Below are 17,752 nucleotides of genomic sequence, written 5' to 3' on the forward strand. Positions count from 1 at the left end.
CTTGCACCCTTTTGTTAAATCTATTTTGTTACTGATAAATCATCTTAAATTCAAAAGCTTTTCCCGCATCACAAATTTCAGGGTTCGCTGTTCGTTTATTTTATGTACTACTATCAGTCAATGATTTGATGGCTCAAAAAGGAAAAAATACGGCCAAAGAGCCTAATTCATCTATAAATATTAATTATATTTCTACTGATGCTGGAGTTGAATCTTTATTTAATGTTCACTTTCAATTAACAAATTTAGGTATCGTACTATGGCAAATTATTTTTTTAAAAGTATCTTATTCATTGTATGTTTATTGTTTAGCTTTTCTTTGCTTGCAAGAGAAATTAAACTCGGAGTTGAGGAAGTTCACGAGACCAGTTTTACATCAGATGAAAATATAATAGTTAATGGTACTTTAATTGTATTAGGTGACCTTGTTATGGGTGAGAAGGAAAGTTTAACAATTAATGAGGGAGGTATCGTAATTGTTACAGGGAATTTATTAATAGGGAAGAATGTTAGTGTGTCAGCTCTTGGTTATTTAATTGCGGAGAGTTTTACTTCTCCCGATAAGTGGGGAGGAAAATTTAAGGAAGGTGCAATAAGTAAAGTATTCATAAACGAAGCTTATGGAGGTGATAAACAGCACATGCCTGTATTGCTTCCTGGAGGTCATTCTATAATTCCGGAATTAGAAGGTATTGATAAAGATGTTTGGGATTATTACCAGAAAGTAATTGGTGGTGTTACCGGGGGTACTATTGAGCTTGATGGCAGTTCGACTAGTTGTGCTGGGTCTTCTTTGCCTTCAATTGTAAATATGACTGTGGCTTGGCCTGCTGCTTTTAAGAAATATTCCTGGGAGTATTCTGTTGATAATAATAACTGGAACATTATTGAGGGCCAGGCTGATATTGAGTTAATATCCCTTGGTTTGGAACTAATGGATGGAGCTTATTATTTTAGAAGGAAAGTTTCAAAAAAGAATGATGAGGAAGATTATATGTACAGTAATTATGTGGAAGTTACTGTTGTTCCATTACCTGCTCCAATAGGAATTTTTTTCAAATAAGTACAAGCCTTCATTTTCTAACTTGTACTTTTCACAAGAAAAAGCTTTTCTTAATAACAATACAGGCCTGAGGTAATTTACCTTGGGCTTTTTTTTATGATCCGTTCGTAAAAAACAAACAAACTTGACATACTGCTAGCTTGTCCTGACATGTATTTTATGGCCGTTGGTGGATATTTTGATTATTTCATGTTTTGTGTTGAATATAATATAGCTGTTGTTATAATCTTTAAAAGGCTTTAATTCAGGCTTGTATGTGGATGGTGTTTTTCAATATGAAATTTCTGTTTCTCATTCCCTTTTTAAGCCGGATTGGAATTATTACTCAAAAATGATCAACCCTAATTAAACCCAAATACAATATGAGTATAGAAAGCAGCATTAGTATTGAAGTGGATGGTATAAAACGCGAAGCCCTTTAAGCAAATCTTGATGGATTCGAAAAAAGCAGAAAAGCTTTAGTGAATTTGCCAAAGCTATTTCGAAAAATCAAATCAGTTCTTTACTCCATTAAAAACTCTCTTTACTTTCCCTTTTTATAAGAAAAGTGACCAATCGAAAATAAAATTGCATTTTTATCAACTTTTTTTCTATTGTGGTGCAAGTGTATTTATTGATAAAGTGACTGTAATCTTACAGGAAGCCTAATGTTTTGTAGATAAAACATTTGCGGCCGGATGTGCTGATTGTTTCAGAATGATTAACTATTTGAGTTTAGAGAGGTGGCTTGTCATAATGCCTTAATCATCTAAAAATTAGCCAAATACTTTTAAACAATCACCATCCTAAAGCTTACATTGCGAAAAAATAGATTCCATTTTAATTAGAATAAGTGCCAATTGCACATTAAAATCATCCCCTTGACGAAACATCTACACCTAAAATTTTTCTTCCTATTCTTCTTTCTTTGTTCGCTGAGTGGTACTTTGTTGGGGCAGACAGCAAGTGTTTTACACCCAACCACTCCAACGAGTAATGATGGAAGTATTACTATAAATTGGCCTGCTAATGGGGTAAAGTATGTTAAGATTAATGGAATTCAGAAGGCTAATAATGTCTTGAATTTTAACGGACTGGATGAGGGTGATTATGTGTTAGAATATTGGCGGAAAAGTCGCTCCGATTGGAATAAGGCTGGAGATGAGACTGTTACTCTTGTAGCAGCCCCGTATTGTTTAGCTAAAGCGACCAATCAGTATGAGTATATAAGTAGAGTACAAGTAGGTAGTATTGATAAATTCAGTGGTTGGTCTGGTTATTCTGATTATACATCCCTGTTAACAGATGTTAATATAGGAGTAGGATATTCAATAACTATTACGAATGGGTATTATTGGTCTGGAGATCAATATGGAATTTGGGTTGATTGGAATCAGGATGGAGATTTCAATGATAAAGATGAAACTATTTCTGCCTCCAGTGGCTCTGCAGTATTTATTAGAACAATAACTCCTCCATCTGGTGCTACAATAGGTAGTACAAGAATGAGGATAAGAATTAATGATGGTGCTGTAGATGCTTGCGGAGATTCATTTTGGGGTGAAGTGGAAGACTATACTTTAAATATTGTCTCTCCAGATTCCGGATCAGATCCATGTACTCCAGCTGTTGGCGCAACAGCTATTTGGAATGAGAATTTCAATAGTTTGCCAATAAAAGGAGTTGCTACTTTTGATTATGGAGATCTTAAGAGAGATGAATATCCACTGTCTAAATCTGATTGGGGATTGGTTGGTAATAATCTATCTCCATATCAAATATCAGGTTCTTATGAAGGGGTGTGGTTGAGTGAGGCGATTCCAATTTCCAGTTATTCTGATATTAAAGTCTCTATGGATGTCGGTTCTTGGGCAATAAATGGGAATAGCTTAGAGGATACCGGTGTTCAGGCTGATTATGTCCGGGTTTATTATATAGTAGGTGGAGTGGAGTATCAATTTGATACTAGTTGGGAGTTTCTAGGTGATATTTCATTAGGTTCAAAATCGTGCACTACAGTCCCTGATGGGGGAATGTTACAAATTAGGGTGGTTTTAATGAATACCTTTACGGATGAGCTTCAGTATATCGACAATATTAAAGTTACGGGTGTGCGTAAACCGCCTGAAATTAGTAGTATTACTTCTAGTGCCTGCGAGAAATCAAATGCTGAAATTACAATTGAAGGAAATTATTTAGATGGCGCAACGGAAGTTACAGTTGGAGGTAAAGCAGCAACAATAAAATCGAATACCACAGACGAAATAATTGTAATTCTCCCGGATGACGCAACAACGGGTAAAATAACTGTCACTATAGGCGGAATATCTGTAACAAGTGACGGTGATCTTGTCATAAATCCTTTAGTTGGCGATGCTGGGATTATAGCAGGTGATGATGTTGTTTTAAAAGGGCAAACAAGTGTGAGTTATAAGGTTTCTTCAATTACTAATTCAGATAGCTACGAGTGGTCGTATTCAGGAACTGGAGAAACTATAAACAATAATGGTAACAATGAGATTACAATTGATTTTGCTGACGATGCTACCTCAGGAGACCTGACGGTTAGTGGAGTTAATTCATGTGGAAATGGTAATTCTTCTGCATTATCAATTACTGTAAACTCGGGAACAACTGCAGCTCCTGAAATTACAGCAAGAGGAGATCAGTCAATTTGTGCTGATGATAATAAGCAAATTTTTGTTGTTGAATCAATTATGGTTACGAGTGGAACTGCTTTGGTTTCAATGTCTGTGCAAATTTCAGGTGGCTATGTTTCAGGTGAAGATAAATTAGAGCTTTTTGCAGGTCCAGATCATATAGGTGATATAACTTCGAGTTGGGATGAAACTACAGGGATGCTTATATTAACCGGATCGGCTTCTACTACTGATGCTCAGTTTCAGAATGCAATAAAGTATGTTGAGTTTGTTAGTCTTACTAGTCCTCGCACAGAAGGTCCCCGGACTTTTTCAATAACCTTAGAGGATGCCAATTTTCTTCCTGAGTCGGGCCATTTTTATCAATTTGTTTCGGAGCTGGATATAACATGGACAGACGCACGTGATGAGGCAGAGAAAAAAACTTATTATGGCCTCAAGGGCTATCTGGCAACATTAACATCTGAGGAAGAAGCTGTTTTCGCAGGTGCTAAAATAACTGGCTCTGGAACCATTGGTGCTGGGTGGATTGGTGCTAGTGATGCAGATGGAGACGAAGATGGTGAATGGAGATGGGTTACTGGTCCAGAAGGAAAAAAGGATGGTGGTAAAGGACTTCATTTTTGGCAGGGGCGTTCATCTAAAAATGGAGGTGTTCCTGTTAATGGTGAATATTCGAGATGGAACACGAATACTTATAAGTCGGAGCCTAACAATAGTAGTGATGAATATTATGCTCACATTACCGATCCAACTCATACTGAGAATGTAGAATGGGGTTGGAATGATTTAGATAATAGAGGAGGAAGTGGTCAGTATCAGCCCAAAGGTTATATTGTTGAATATGGTGGGTTTACGACTGATCCAAAGCTTAGTATTTCTGCAAGTACTACGATAATGGTTGGAGATACTGAACTTCCGGTTATTGGCGGAATGCCAGCAGATATAATTATAACTAATTGCAATCAGGTGGTTAATTGGACAGAGCCAACTGCATTAGATAAATGTGGTGCAGTTACATTAACTAAAGATTATGATCCAGGAAAGGCGTTCCCTTTTGGCGAAACCGTGGTTACCTATACGGCTACGAATGGTGCTGGTCGTGTTCCTGCAAGTTTTAAGGTGACAGTTCAGGATGGCGGACAAGCTCCTCTACTTTGTTTTGAGGCCGAGAATTATGCATTTGAGGGAAGTGCGAGTCAATCCAGTTTGTATGGTAGTGGAATCGCTCCGCGTGCCGTAGATGGGAATATTAGTGGAGATTGGAGTGATAATTCGGTAACTCATACCCAAAATAATCTGCAAGAATGGTGGCAGGTTGACTTGGGTGCTCAAGAGAATGTGGATTATGTGAATATATATCGAAGAACAAATTGTTGTCCAGATCGTTTGCAGAATTTCTATGTGTTACTTTCAGATAATGATCTTCAAAGTGTTTCGCTTACTGATGCTTTACATGATCCGACAGTGGAGAGTTATTATGTGGTCGGTGATCCTAGCGATTTGAAACGGATTTTAACGTCAGGAAATACTTTTCGCTATGTGAAAATACAGCTAAGCGGCACTAATTACCTTTCATTGGCAGAAGTTGAGGTTATGGGCTGTACTTCTCAAACTAAGGCCAATATTAACATTTCTGCTGAATCTGGAAAATGTTCAGCTCAGGCCACATGGGATACGCCTTCTGCAATAGACAACTGTGGTACTGTAACCCTATCCTCTGATCACAATAGTGGAGATGATTTCCCTGTTGGAACAACAAAAGTTACTTATACGGCAACAGATGGCGCCAATGAGCTAACCTCCAGTTTTAATGTTATTGTAACTGATGATGAGGATCCTACAATTACCTGTCCTGGCAACCAAAATGCAAACTACACCAGTTCTTGTAATTATACTTTGCTCGATTATACGGATACTGGATTGGCAAGTGTGAGTGATAATTGCGATTCAGCTCCTGTTGTGACACAGAGTCCTGCTGCAGGAACTATTGTGGGTGTAAATACAACAATTACTTTAACAGCAACTGATGCCAGTAGTAATTCAAGTGACTGTTCGTTCGATGTTATCTTGTCTGATACAACAGATCCGGTAATACCAAAACTGGAAGACGTAACAGGTGAATGCTCAGCTACAGTAGTAGCGCCAACAACCGCAGATGCATGTGCCGGAACCATTACGGGAACAACATCAGATCCGTTGACTTATATCACTCAAGGTACCCATACAATTACTTGGAACTTTGACGATGGCAATGGAAATGATATTGATGTGACTCAAGATGTAGTTATTGCTGATGTCACAGATCCAACAATCATCTCTCCGGTTGATGTGACAGCATTTGCAGATGCAGGTTTGTGTACAGCAAGTTCGGTAGTATTAGGAATGCCAAAAGTCGCAGATAATTGTATGTTTGCAAGTGGCGAAGAAGGATCATTACCAACCGTGAATTTAGGTCTGGCAGGGGAATTTACAATTCTGTCAGAAACAGGCGTTACCAGTGTCTTTCAATCAAATATTACCGGAGATGTAGGTTCTGGTCCAATTGGAGGTACCTCAATTACCTTAGACTGTGCCGAAGTTGACGGAACAATATATTCAGTTGATGCTGCCGGCCCAAAACCATGTGCTGTAACCAATGCCAGCAGGTTAGCCAAAGCCGTAGCTGATATGGCAGCTGCCTATACTGATGCTGCCGGACGTGTTAACCCTGATTTTTATAATTTCAGCGCAGGAATAATTGGTGGCAAAACACTTACTCCTGGTCTTTACTCATTTACGACAGCAGTTACTATCCCAACAGATGTTACTATTGCGGGGGGGCCAAATGATATTTGGATATTCCAGATTGCTGGTACCCTTAATATGAGTTCAGCTGTAAAAATTATTTTAACAGGAGGTGCCCAGGCAAAAAATATCTTCTGGCAGACAGCCGGTGCAGTTACTTTAGGAACATACAGTCATTTTGAAGGAATCATTTTAGGGAAAACTAGTGTTGCTTTACAGACAGGCGCTTCAATCAATGGAAGATTTCTGTCTCAAACTGCAGTGACACTTGATCAGAACACAGTGAATTGTGCCAATGGAAGTGTCACAAGTGATGCGCCAGCAGTATTCCCAATCGGAATTACTACAGTAACCTGGACCGTGACAGACGCATCAGGAAATACAGCGACTTGTAAGCAAACAGTAACAGTAAGTGATAATGAAGCTCCAACAATAGCAGCACCAGTTGATGTTGCCGTAGATTCAGATTTGGATAATTGTACAGCGAGTTCAGTTATGCTGGGAACACCCGTAACGGATGATAATTGTGGCATTAAGTCTGTTAAGAATAATGCTCCAGTTACATTTCCGCTGGGAGAAACAATAGTGATTTGGACTGTAACGGATAATGTTGGTTTGAAAAATACGGCAACCCAGAAAGTGACTGTAACAGATAAGGTTGAACCAATAGCGATTTGTCAGAATATCACCGTACAACTAGATGCAACGTGTAATGTGACGATCGCAGCAACAGACATAGATAATGGATCAAGTGATAATTGTGGTATCACCAGCATGAGCTTGAGTAAAACAACTTTTAGTTGTTATAATGTAGGAGCAAACAAAGTTACATTGACTGTAAAAGACGCACATGGAAATACAGGTAATTGTGTAGCTCTTGTAACGATAGAAGATGAAATAAATCCAACAATCACATGTCCAGATGATGTAAAAGTATTTGTAGATGCAGGCTTGTGTACAGCAAGTTCTGTAGCATTAGGAACACCAATAATTGCAGATAATTGTGGCGAAGAAGAAGCATTGCCAACCGTAAATCTAGGTCTGGCAGGCGAATTTGCAATTCTGTCAAAAACAGGTATTACCAGTGTCTTTAAATCAACGATTACCGGAGATGTAGGTTCTGGTCCAATAACAGGTGCCGCAATGACCTTAAGCTGTCTCGAAGTTGCCGGAACAATATATTCTGTTGATGCTGCCGGACCGTCATGTGTTGTAACCGATGCCAGCAGGTTAGCCACGGCCGTAACTGATATGCAAACTGCTTATGCTGATGCTGCAGGACGTGTTGGTCCTGATTTTTTGGATTTAGGCGCCGGAAATATTGGTGGCAAAACACTTACACGTGGTCTTTACAAATTTACGACTGCAGTTACTATCCCAACAGATGTTACTATTGCGGGGGGGCCAAAGGATATTTGGATATTCCAGATTGCGAGTACACTTGATATGAGTGCAAATGTGCGAGTTACTTTAACAGGAGGTGCCCAGGCAAAAAATATCTTTTGGCAGACAGCCGGTGCTGTTACTTTAGGAGCAGCCAGCCATTTTGAAGGAATCATTATGGGGAAAACTAGTGCTACTTTACAGACAGGTGCTTCAATCAATGGGATGTTGCTGGCTCAAACTGCCGTTACTATGGGTCAGAGCACAGTGACAAATCCGGTAGTATTAGGAACACCAACAGCAGTAGATAATTGTACCATTGCAAGTATAAAAAATAATGGACCAGCTGTATTCCCAATCGGAACTACTGAGGTAACCTGGACGGTAACAGACGGATCAGGAAATACAGCGACTTGTACGCAAAATGTTACGGTAACAGATGATAGTAAGCCAATACTCACAGATTGCCCAACTAATATAACAGTTGGTGCATGTAATAATACTGTAAATTGGATAGCACCTACTGTTACCGATAATTGTACTTTTGAATTAATAAGTACCCATCAATCGGGAGATATTTTTACAGTTGGAACAACAACAACTGTTATTTATACTGCTACTGATAAGGCGGACAATATAGCTACTTGTAGTTTTGATATAACCGTAACCGATGATGAAAAACCAATTCTAGAAAATTTAAAATCAATGTCCATAACGCTTTGTGCTGATGAGGGTACAAAGGGGGATACACCTCAAACAGCGAAAGTTGACGATTTAAGCTTATCAGAAGATAAGTATTCCGATAATTGTTCATCTGATGCGAATATGACAATAGAATACAGAATCAGATTTAAGGCTGATGAGAGTTCCACTTATGTTGAAATAGTGTCTTTTGGTAGTGATCCTGATGATATTGGACCTATAACAACTAGTGACCCTAGTGGATATGCATTTCCGGTAGGGATTTCTCAGGTTACCTATAAAGTGATGAATGAAGCCGGAAAAAGTAAACGTAAATCATTTTGGGTAACAGTTAATCCAAAACCACACCCAATAGGAATTTTCTTCGACTAAGTACAAGCCTTCATTTTATAATTTGTATTTTTTACGAGCAAAAGCATTTATTAAGAACAATACAAGCCTTAGGTAGTTTACCTGAGGCTTTTTTTTATGATCCGTTCGTAAAAAACAAACAAACTTGACATACTGCTAGCTTGTCCTGACATGTATTTTATGGCTGTTGGTAGATGTTTTGATTATTTCATGTTTTGTGTTGAAGATAATATAGCTGTTGTTGCTATCTTTAAAAGGCTTTAATTCAGGCTTCTGTGTGGATCGGGTTTTTCAATATGAAATTTCTGTTTCTCATTCCCTTTTTAAGCCGGATTGGAATTATTACTCAAAAATGATCAACCCTACTAAAACACATATAATATGAGTATTGAAAATAGAATTAGTATTAAAGTAGATGGTGCAAAACGCGAAGCCATCGAAACAAATCTTAACGGATTAAAAACAGAATTAAGCACCTTGCTGATTGCTTTGTCGGCAGCTGAGAAAAAAGATTTGCCCAAAATAGGCGAGCATTACATGGATTTTGTAGATCGTGCCTTCGAAGGAGCCGAAAAAAATCCTGAATTGGTGCCTCCCTATTTAAAACTCGACGAAGTTAAGGTAGATATGGAAGCATGGAAACTGCTTCATGCTATTGAGCGTGATCTTGAGCGTTTGGTAAGTCTTTTAGGCGATACCGCTACGCTGAGTGGCAGCGAGTCTTACTCCTCAATGTTGAGTTTTTACAATTTTTTAAAGCAGGCTGCAAAAGATGGTGTGCCAAATGCAAAACCCCTTTACAATAGCTTGAAACACTATTTCCCGGGAACCGGAAATAAATCGAATGCAAATAAAACGGAAGAAGAATAGTTACTAACCAGGGGTGATGAATACAAAGAATGGTGAGAAAATTTATATTTTCTTGCCATTCTTTTTTTTGGCAAAGACTCTAGTTTTGGTGAAATCATCAAAGCTTTGATAAAATCAGCAAGTGGTTTGAAGAAAACATCAAAGCTTTCATAAATTTACCAAAGCTTTCGTAAAATCAGAAAAGGCTTTGATGAAATGAGTAAAGCTTTCAAAAAAATACCAAAGCTTTTGCTGAAATGAGTAAAGCTTTACTGAAAGGATCAAATTCTTTACGATTTAGTCAAAGCTTTCTAAATCTCTTGAGTTTTGCTCCCATTCAAAACTGTTTTCATAAAAAAAATAGATGCCTTCCTCAATTAACGATGAAAAGCTCTTTTTACTTTCCCGCCTTATAGATATATTCGCCATCCTAAAAATGAAATTGCAATTTTAATGGTTTTTCCCTGTTGTGTTGCAAGTATATTTATTGATCAAGGAAATATATTCTTAGATTAAGCTTAATTTATTGCTGATTAAGTGCTTGTGAGGGTGGGTGTGTGACTGTTTTAGAATGACTAACTGCTTTAGTTTAGAAGGTAAGGTCGTGGTAATCCGTTTTTAACTAAAAAATAGCCAAACCCTTTTTAACAATTCGCGTATAGATATTTATATTTCCGAAAAATAGAGGCCTTTTTAATTTGAATAAGTACTTGTTGTACATTAAAACCATACTCTTGACGAAACATTTACACCTAAAGTTCTTTTACCTACTTTTCATTCTTTGTTCGCTGAGTGGTTCACTCTTGGCAAAGGATGTTAAAATGAATAGTAAATCTCCTGTTACTGTAAGTACTGGAGATTATTTTTATGATGATGGTAAGAACAATGATTATAGCAAAAATAAGGACTACACACTAGTTTTAAAGTCTGCTGCAGGAACTGTGATTCGAGTTACTTTTGAGAGTTTTGATATTGAAAGTCAGACTGATTGCAACTATGATTGGTTAAAAGTTTTTGATGAAGATGGTACGACCATGAGTTCTCTAAGAGGAAAATATTGCGGATTAAGCAAACCTAGTCCTGTACTATCAACTGGGAGTGATTTGACATTTCAATTTCATTCAGATGGATCGGTTGAAAATTCAGGATGGAAAGCAGTAATTGAGGTTTTGGATCCAAATGTTTCAACTGTTCCAACTGTTGCTGATTGTTTAGGTGCGAAAACAATTTGTAATTCTTTTTATGATGAGCCATCTCCAGAAATAGAGGGGCAAGGTAATGTAACTAACGAACTTCCTACTGGTGATTGTATTCCTGATGAAAAAAATGGAATTTGGTATGCATTTTCACCGCAGAATGATATTGATGCTGAACTAAAATTTTCTATTACCCCAAGCAATAGTAAAGATGATTATGATTGGGTGATTTTTGATGTTACTGATGTTACATGTGAAGATTTATCTAGCATTGATATTTCTACCAGTGATGTGTTTATTAGTGGAAATACTTATGGTGCGAATAACAATAATGAGACTGGAGCAGACTCAGATCAGGGAAGTGGGAATTGTAATGGCCCGGGAACAAGTAATGGCCCAAAGTGGAATGCTGATATTCCTGTAAAGCCAAACCGAAATTATGTTTTGTATGTATCGAATTGGTCTGAAAGTAATAGAGGATATACAATTAACTTTAATGAGGGAGGAACAGCGATAATTTATGACGACGTACTGCCTGATTTAGATGGAGTTGTGCAGGCTTGTTATGGGGAAGATAAATTGAAGGTAGAGTTTTCAGAGATAATTCCTTGTGGAAGTCTTAATAAAAACGATATTACTGTTCAAATTGGAGGTGTGGCATATGGTGTTGCGGATATTTCTTCTTCGAATTGTGATTTAGGAGGTGTTGGCAGTAATAGTTATATTATTTTTTTAGATGAAATTATTGCTGACTCAGGGCTAGCAGAGATTAAGATAACGGCTGCAGGTATTATGGATATGTGCGGGAATGTGAATGATGAGGAAAGCACCTTGACTTTTACTGTATCTGAACTAACAGCATCGCTGTCAGTTGATAAAAATCCTGCTTGCGCCGATGATGATATTGTTATTACAGCTAATGCTAGTGGAGGAACGGGTGTTTATACATACGAGTTCTTCTTGAATAATACGCTACTTGTGAGCAATGCTCAGTATAGTATTACTGACAATCAATTGTCTTCAAAAGTATTTGTTGATGGAGATAAAGTTAAGGTGGAAGTATTAAATGAGAATGCTTGTTCTACTACCAGTATGGAAATAAATGTGGTAATTAGTTCTTTGCCAGCAGCGCCCACAGGGGCGGGAGCTCAATCTTTATGTAGTACTAGTACTAGTACTGTGGCTGATTTAAGTGCAATACCACCATCAGGAAGTACTGTTAATTGGTATCCTGCAGTTACAGGAGGAACTGTTTTAGCTAATACTGAAGTTTTGGTTAATGGAACAACTTACTATGCCGAATCAGAAAATATCGCAACGGGCTGTTTGAGTTCAAGTCGATTAGGTGTTGGTGTTGCTGCTTCAGAGCCTGTAATTAATATTGTTACCGCAGCAAATACAACTTGTGTAACATCTATCGATGGACAAATTGTGGTGAATGATATTACAATTGGTTCAGGAGCTGTTGAATATAGTATTGATGGCGCAAATTGGCAAGCCTCAAATATTTTTACTGGATTATCTGCAGGTAATTACGATGTGAAAATTAGAGCAAAAATAGGCGTAGGGTATTGTGAATCTGCCTCTAAATCAGTTTCCGTTGACAATCCTACTGCAATAACGATTAGTCAAAGCAATTTAATAGATGCAACTTGTTCTGCAAATACGGATGGAGAAATAAATATAAATGTGAGTGGTGGAGATCAAGTGATGTCGTTCGATGGGACTGATAGTTATATTGCCTTGGATTTGAATTACAATTCAACCACAGCAATTCCCGAAATGACTGTTGCAGCCTGGGTTAAAGTTGGTCCGGCTTCCGGAGGTGGAGGTTGGTCAATATTGGATTTTGACAGATCTGAATATTTCAATTTTACAATTGGCGGTATAAATGCTTCTGATGTTTATCATGTTTCATTCAATACTCGTTCCCCAAGTGGGAATATACACGATTTTAATTCGTTAAGTACGATAGGTGATGATCAATGGCATTTTGTTGTAGGCGTTTACGATGGTACTGATAAATATATTTACATTGATGGAGAATTAGATTCTTCTACTGCTAATCCTCATTCAGGGAGTGCTTTAGGTTCTTCGAATACTCGTTATGCATTTATTGGTACTGGTTCTGAAGCTTCTACTTTTGATGGTGCTAAAAATGGAGGTCGGATCTTTGATGGCAATATTGCTGATGTTTGGTACTTCGAGAGTTCAATAACTAGCACGGATGAATTAAAGGGTTTGAGTCAGGGAACAATCCCGGGAGGACACACAGCAAAAGGGCATTGGAGATTAAATGATATAAGTAATGGCTTTATTTCCAACCTGGTGAATTCAGATTCTTATGGGCAAGTGTTTGGTATGGATGCCTCAAATATTACTGCAGCGAACTTGTATACATTCTCATGTACAAAAGATGGAGCCTCTTTTAGCCTAGATGGAAATATTTCTGAAGAGGATAGCAATAATTATAAGTTAAGCAACTTAGCTGTTGGTGATTATGTGCTTACGGTAATTGATCATAAGGGATGTACTAAAAACACATTGTTTACCATTGAGAATGGAGACATAAGCCTGCCAGTAATCATTGGGCTAAATGATGTGAACATGTGTGCATTGGATGCATTAACACAGAAAGCAATTGTTTCAGGTATTGAATTGCCTGATGTAAATTATACCGACAATTGTGGTGGTGTTTTAACGGTTCAATATCAAATTAAAGCTAAGGATGATGCAGTGTTGGTTGATTTTGGAGATGATTCGGATGGTGATGCAAGTGGTTTTGAATTTCCTGAAGGTGTCAATACTGTTACTTATGAAGTGACTGATGCAGTTGGTCTGTCTTCCGAAATGAGCTTTAAAGTTACAATACAAAAAAAACCAAACCCAATAGGAATTTTTGGCGAATAAGTATTGCCAGGTTTGGAGGTATTGCATTTAGAAAATAATTGCATTTTATTTTATTACATGAAAAGAATAGTTAAATACTTGAAATGCAATTAATTGTTGATTAAGGCCGGAAAATGATGATTTTTAACTGTTCTGATAAGCTGTTTTGTAATCATTAAACAAAATATTTTTATTTTATTTAATAAAAAACTAAACACTTTTTAACAATTGCCGTATCAAAGAGTAGTTTTAAGAAAAATTTAGTTTATTTTACACCGGTGATTTTACTTGCACCCTTAATACACAACGCTTGAAGAGACTTTTACACTTCAAACTTCTTCTACTAATTGGCCTGAACATTCTGTTCGGGTATTCTGCGTTGGCACAAAGTATAATAGATACACCTCCCATAGAGCAGCATGTATGCTCCGAGGCTGAGATTATCTATTCCTTTTTTGGGTATGAAGGTTCAACCATAAAACGTTATGTGGATGGAACAGAGTTGACTCCGCCAATTGTGTTGAATACACCAGCCAACAATGTGCCGAGTTCTTCTCCTGTATATCAAAAGGGGAGTTTTACTCATACTTGGGATGCCACCTCATATCCTCCTAAATCAACTGCATATTTATTGCAGATAAAAGAGTTTTCGGCAAATTGCGAATCAGATTTAATAAGTTTGAATATTTATGTGCACCGCAAACCTTCAGTTAGCGCAACTGTGACTCCAATTTCTTGTAATGGATTAACCAATGGTAAGATATTAATAGGTAATACTACTCCACCTTTCGCACCACCGTTGACTCCATCTTCCAATTTTGATGTTATTCAGGAGTTTAGTTTGGATGGCAGTAATTATACGGAGGTTAGTGAGTTCAGCAATTTAGGACCGGATAATTATACATTGTATTACCGTTATACCTATGATGATAATGGTACTACAATGATTGTTAGTGAGAGTAGCGGGACGATTACAGGAATAGAAGTTACAGAACCAGCAGTAATCACATTGACAAGTGCAGGTGTGACCAGTCCTGTTAACTGTAACGGAGGTGATGCCACAGTAACTTTGGTAGCAACCGGAGGAAACGGAGCACTGTCTTATACATTTGCAGGAGTAACCAATACAAGTGGAGTATTCACTCATGCAGTTGGAACGAATTTATCTTACAGCATTACAGATGCCAATTCCTGTACCGCAGTAACAGGAACTTTAAATATTACAGAACCAGCAGTAATCAGTTTGACCAGTGCATCAGTAACCATTCCGGTTAGCTGTAAGGGCGGTGATGCAACAGTAACTTTGTTAGCAAGCGGAGGAAGCGGTGCATTGACTTATGCCTTTGATGGAGTTGACAATACAACAGGCGTATTCACTCATGTAGCTGGAACCAGTTTATCTTATAGCATTACAGATGCCAATTCTTGTACCGCAGTAACGGGTACTTTAGATATTACAGAACCAGCAGTAATCAGTTTGACCAGTGCAGGTGTAACCAGTCCTGTTAGCTGTAACGGTGGTGATGCAACAGTAACTTTGTTAGCAAGCGGAGGAATCGGTGCCTTGACTTATACTTTTGATGGAGTAAGCAATACAACAGGCGTATTCACTCATGCAGCTGGAACCAGTTTATCTTATAGCATTACAGATGCCAATTCTTGTACCGCAGTAACGGGTACTTTAGATATTACAGAACCAGCAGTAATCAGTTTGACCAGTGCAGGTGTAACCAGTCCTGTTAGCTGTAACGGTGGTGATGCAACAGTAACTTTGTTAGCAAGCGGAGGAATCGGTGCCTTGACTTATACTTTTGATGGAGTAAGCAATACAACAGGCGTATTCACTCATGCAGCTGGAACCAGTTTATCTTATAGCATTACAGATGCCAATTCTTGTACCGCAGTAACGGGTACTTTAGATATTACAGAACCAGCAGTAATCACATTGACAAGTGCAGGTGTAACCATTCCGGTTAGCTGTAACGGTGGTGATGCAACAGTAACTTTGTTAGCAAGCGGAGGAATCGGTGCCTTGACTTATACTTTTGATGGAGTAAGCAATACAACAGGCGTATTCACTCATGCAGCTGGAACCAGTTTATCTTATAGCATTACAGATGCCAATTCCTGTACCGCAGTAACGGGTAATTTAAATATTACAGAACCAGCAGTAATCAGTTTGACCAGTGCAGCAGTAACCATTCCGGTTAGCTGTAACGGTGGTGATGCAACAGTAACTTTGATAGCAAGCGGAGGAAGCGGTGCATTGACTTATGCCTTTGATGGAGTTGACAATACAACAGGCGTATTCACTCATGCAGCTGGAACCAGTTTATCTTATAGCATTACAGATGCCAATTCCTGTACCGCAGTAACCGGAACTTTAAATATTACAGAACCAGCAGTAATCAGTTTGACCAGTGCAGCAGTAACCATTCCGGTTAGCTGTAACGGCGGTGATGCAACAGTAACTTTGATAGCAACCGGAGGAAGTGGTGCATTGACTTATACCTTTGATGGAGTTGACAATACAACAGGCGTATTCACTCATGCAGCTGGAACGAATTTGTCTTACAGCATTACAGATGCCAATTCCTGTACCGCAGTAACCGGAACTTTAAATATTGCAGAACCTGAAGCAGTCACAATATTACTTGCCGAATCTTCATCAATTATTTGTAATGGATCTAATGCTCAAGTTACAATAACTGCAGCAGGAGGAGATGGGACTTACACTTATAGCAACGATGGATCTACATACCAAGCTTCTAATTTGTTTAGTTTACCAGCAGGAAATCACACCTTATATGTGAAAGATGGAAAAGGCTGTGTTGCTTTTGATGATATAATAATTGTTGAGCCTACTGCTATTATAACAAACTTGGTACTTAATGCATCAAATATTTGCTTTGGCGATGCTGGTGTCATTACTATTAAAGGTTACGAGACTGATGTTACTTACTCTTTATTTGAAGGAGCGAGTTCATTAGTATATGCATCAAGTGTTAGTGGTTCGGATCTCATTCTAACCATTGATGCTATCATTTTGAATACAGAGAATACATACAATATTTTAATCAAGGCAGAAAGAGGAGGGTGCACTTTGGATATGGATACGGGAGTATCAATAACCGTAGAGCATAAACCAAATCCTAGCGGGATAAATTTTTAAATAAACAAAACTTAAATATACTACTTATGAAAACGACGTTATTGAGATTTACAGGATTTATACTGTTGCTTTTTATTAGTTCTGTAGCTTTTGCTCAAGGACATACTAAAAATGTAGGGGATTCATATACTTATACTGTTACGGCCGATACTGGACCAGGAACAAATACCTATGAATGGACCATTGGAGGTACGGAGAATGATCAATGGGAAGTTACTTCCGGATCGTTAACGAGTACAAGTGTTACTATTTTATGGTTGAAACCTGGTACTTATAACGTGGAGTTTAAACAAGATCAGGAGCATGGGGGTGTTACATGTTCAACAATTAAGTCTGGTGATGTGATTGTTTCTAATAATTTCGATGCAACTATAGCAAATGGAACATCTGTTTGTGGAGGAACTACTGGAAGTACTAATTTTACATTTAGCGTGTCAAAATCTGGAGGTAATCCAAATTGGAGTTTTCATTATACAACAGATGGATTAGGTGTTGGAGATGAGGTTGCAGATGATATAAGTGTGGTAGGAGTAGATAGTTATAGTTTGGTGATACCGGTACTTAATGTTACAGATGGAACTGATAAAACATTTAATGTTGTACTAACTCTTATTAAAGATTCCGCTGGCAATGTAGATACTGATAATTCTAATGATGAAACAGCTACAGTAACTCTATATGGAGTGCCTAATACAGGTGGTATTAATTGGTAATAAATAAC

The 17,752-nt window shown here is 37.9% G+C and carries 6 protein-coding genes; all 6 read left to right on the forward strand.

The window, feature by feature from the left end:
• Window positions 1–259 precede the first annotated feature (259 nt).
• The 6 genes from ALGA_RS12010 to ALGA_RS12055 all read left to right on the forward strand — a co-directional run bounded on the left by ALGA_RS12010 (window position 260) and on the right by ALGA_RS12055 (window position 17,744).
• Window positions 260–1,063 (forward strand): hypothetical protein, encoded by an 804-nt coding sequence (locus tag ALGA_RS12010; protein WP_096429527.1) that lies wholly within the window; start codon window positions 260–262, stop codon window positions 1,061–1,063.
• An 860-nt stretch (window positions 1,064–1,923) separates the two neighbouring features.
• On the forward strand, window positions 1,924–8,946 hold the full coding sequence (locus tag ALGA_RS23185) for an ice-binding family protein (protein ID WP_197705554.1): 7,023 nt from the start codon (window positions 1,924–1,926) through the stop codon (window positions 8,944–8,946).
• Window positions 8,947–9,306: 360 nt separating this feature from the next.
• Window positions 9,307–9,795 (forward strand): hypothetical protein, encoded by a 489-nt coding sequence (locus ALGA_RS12040; RefSeq protein WP_096429528.1) that lies wholly within the window; start codon window positions 9,307–9,309, stop codon window positions 9,793–9,795.
• 800 nt (window positions 9,796–10,595) lie between these two features.
• Entirely contained in the window at window positions 10,596–13,880 is a 3,285-nt protein-coding gene (locus ALGA_RS12045; RefSeq protein WP_096429529.1) for a CUB domain-containing protein, read from the forward strand.
• Between the two features lie 289 nt (window positions 13,881–14,169).
• Window positions 14,170–17,031: a beta strand repeat-containing protein gene (locus ALGA_RS12050; RefSeq protein WP_145957621.1), complete on the forward strand. Its 2,862-nt coding sequence runs from the start codon at window positions 14,170–14,172 to the stop codon at window positions 17,029–17,031.
• A gap of 26 nt (window positions 17,032–17,057) precedes the next feature.
• Window positions 17,058–17,744: a hypothetical protein gene (locus tag ALGA_RS12055; RefSeq protein WP_096429531.1), complete on the forward strand. Its 687-nt coding sequence runs from the start codon at window positions 17,058–17,060 to the stop codon at window positions 17,742–17,744.
• Window positions 17,745–17,752: the final 8 nt, after the last annotated feature.

Origin of the sequence: Labilibaculum antarcticum (genome assembly GCF_002356295.1) — a bacterium.
Classification (GTDB): Bacteria; Bacteroidota; Bacteroidia; order Bacteroidales; family Marinifilaceae; genus Labilibaculum; species Labilibaculum antarcticum.

Excerpts from the sequence above, each read along its gene's own strand:
- ALGA_RS12055 (WP_096429531.1), top strand. The coding sequence starts at position 17,058 with ATGAAAACGACGTTATTGAGATTTACAGGATTTATACTGTTGCTTTTT.
- ALGA_RS12045 (WP_096429529.1), top strand. The coding sequence starts at position 10,596 with ATGAATAGTAAATCTCCTGTTACTGTAAGTACTGGAGATTATTTTTAT.
- ALGA_RS12040 (WP_096429528.1), top strand. The coding sequence starts at position 9,307 with ATGAGTATTGAAAATAGAATTAGTATTAAAGTAGATGGTGCAAAACGC.
- ALGA_RS12010 (WP_096429527.1), top strand. The coding sequence starts at position 260 with ATGGCAAATTATTTTTTTAAAAGTATCTTATTCATTGTATGTTTATTG.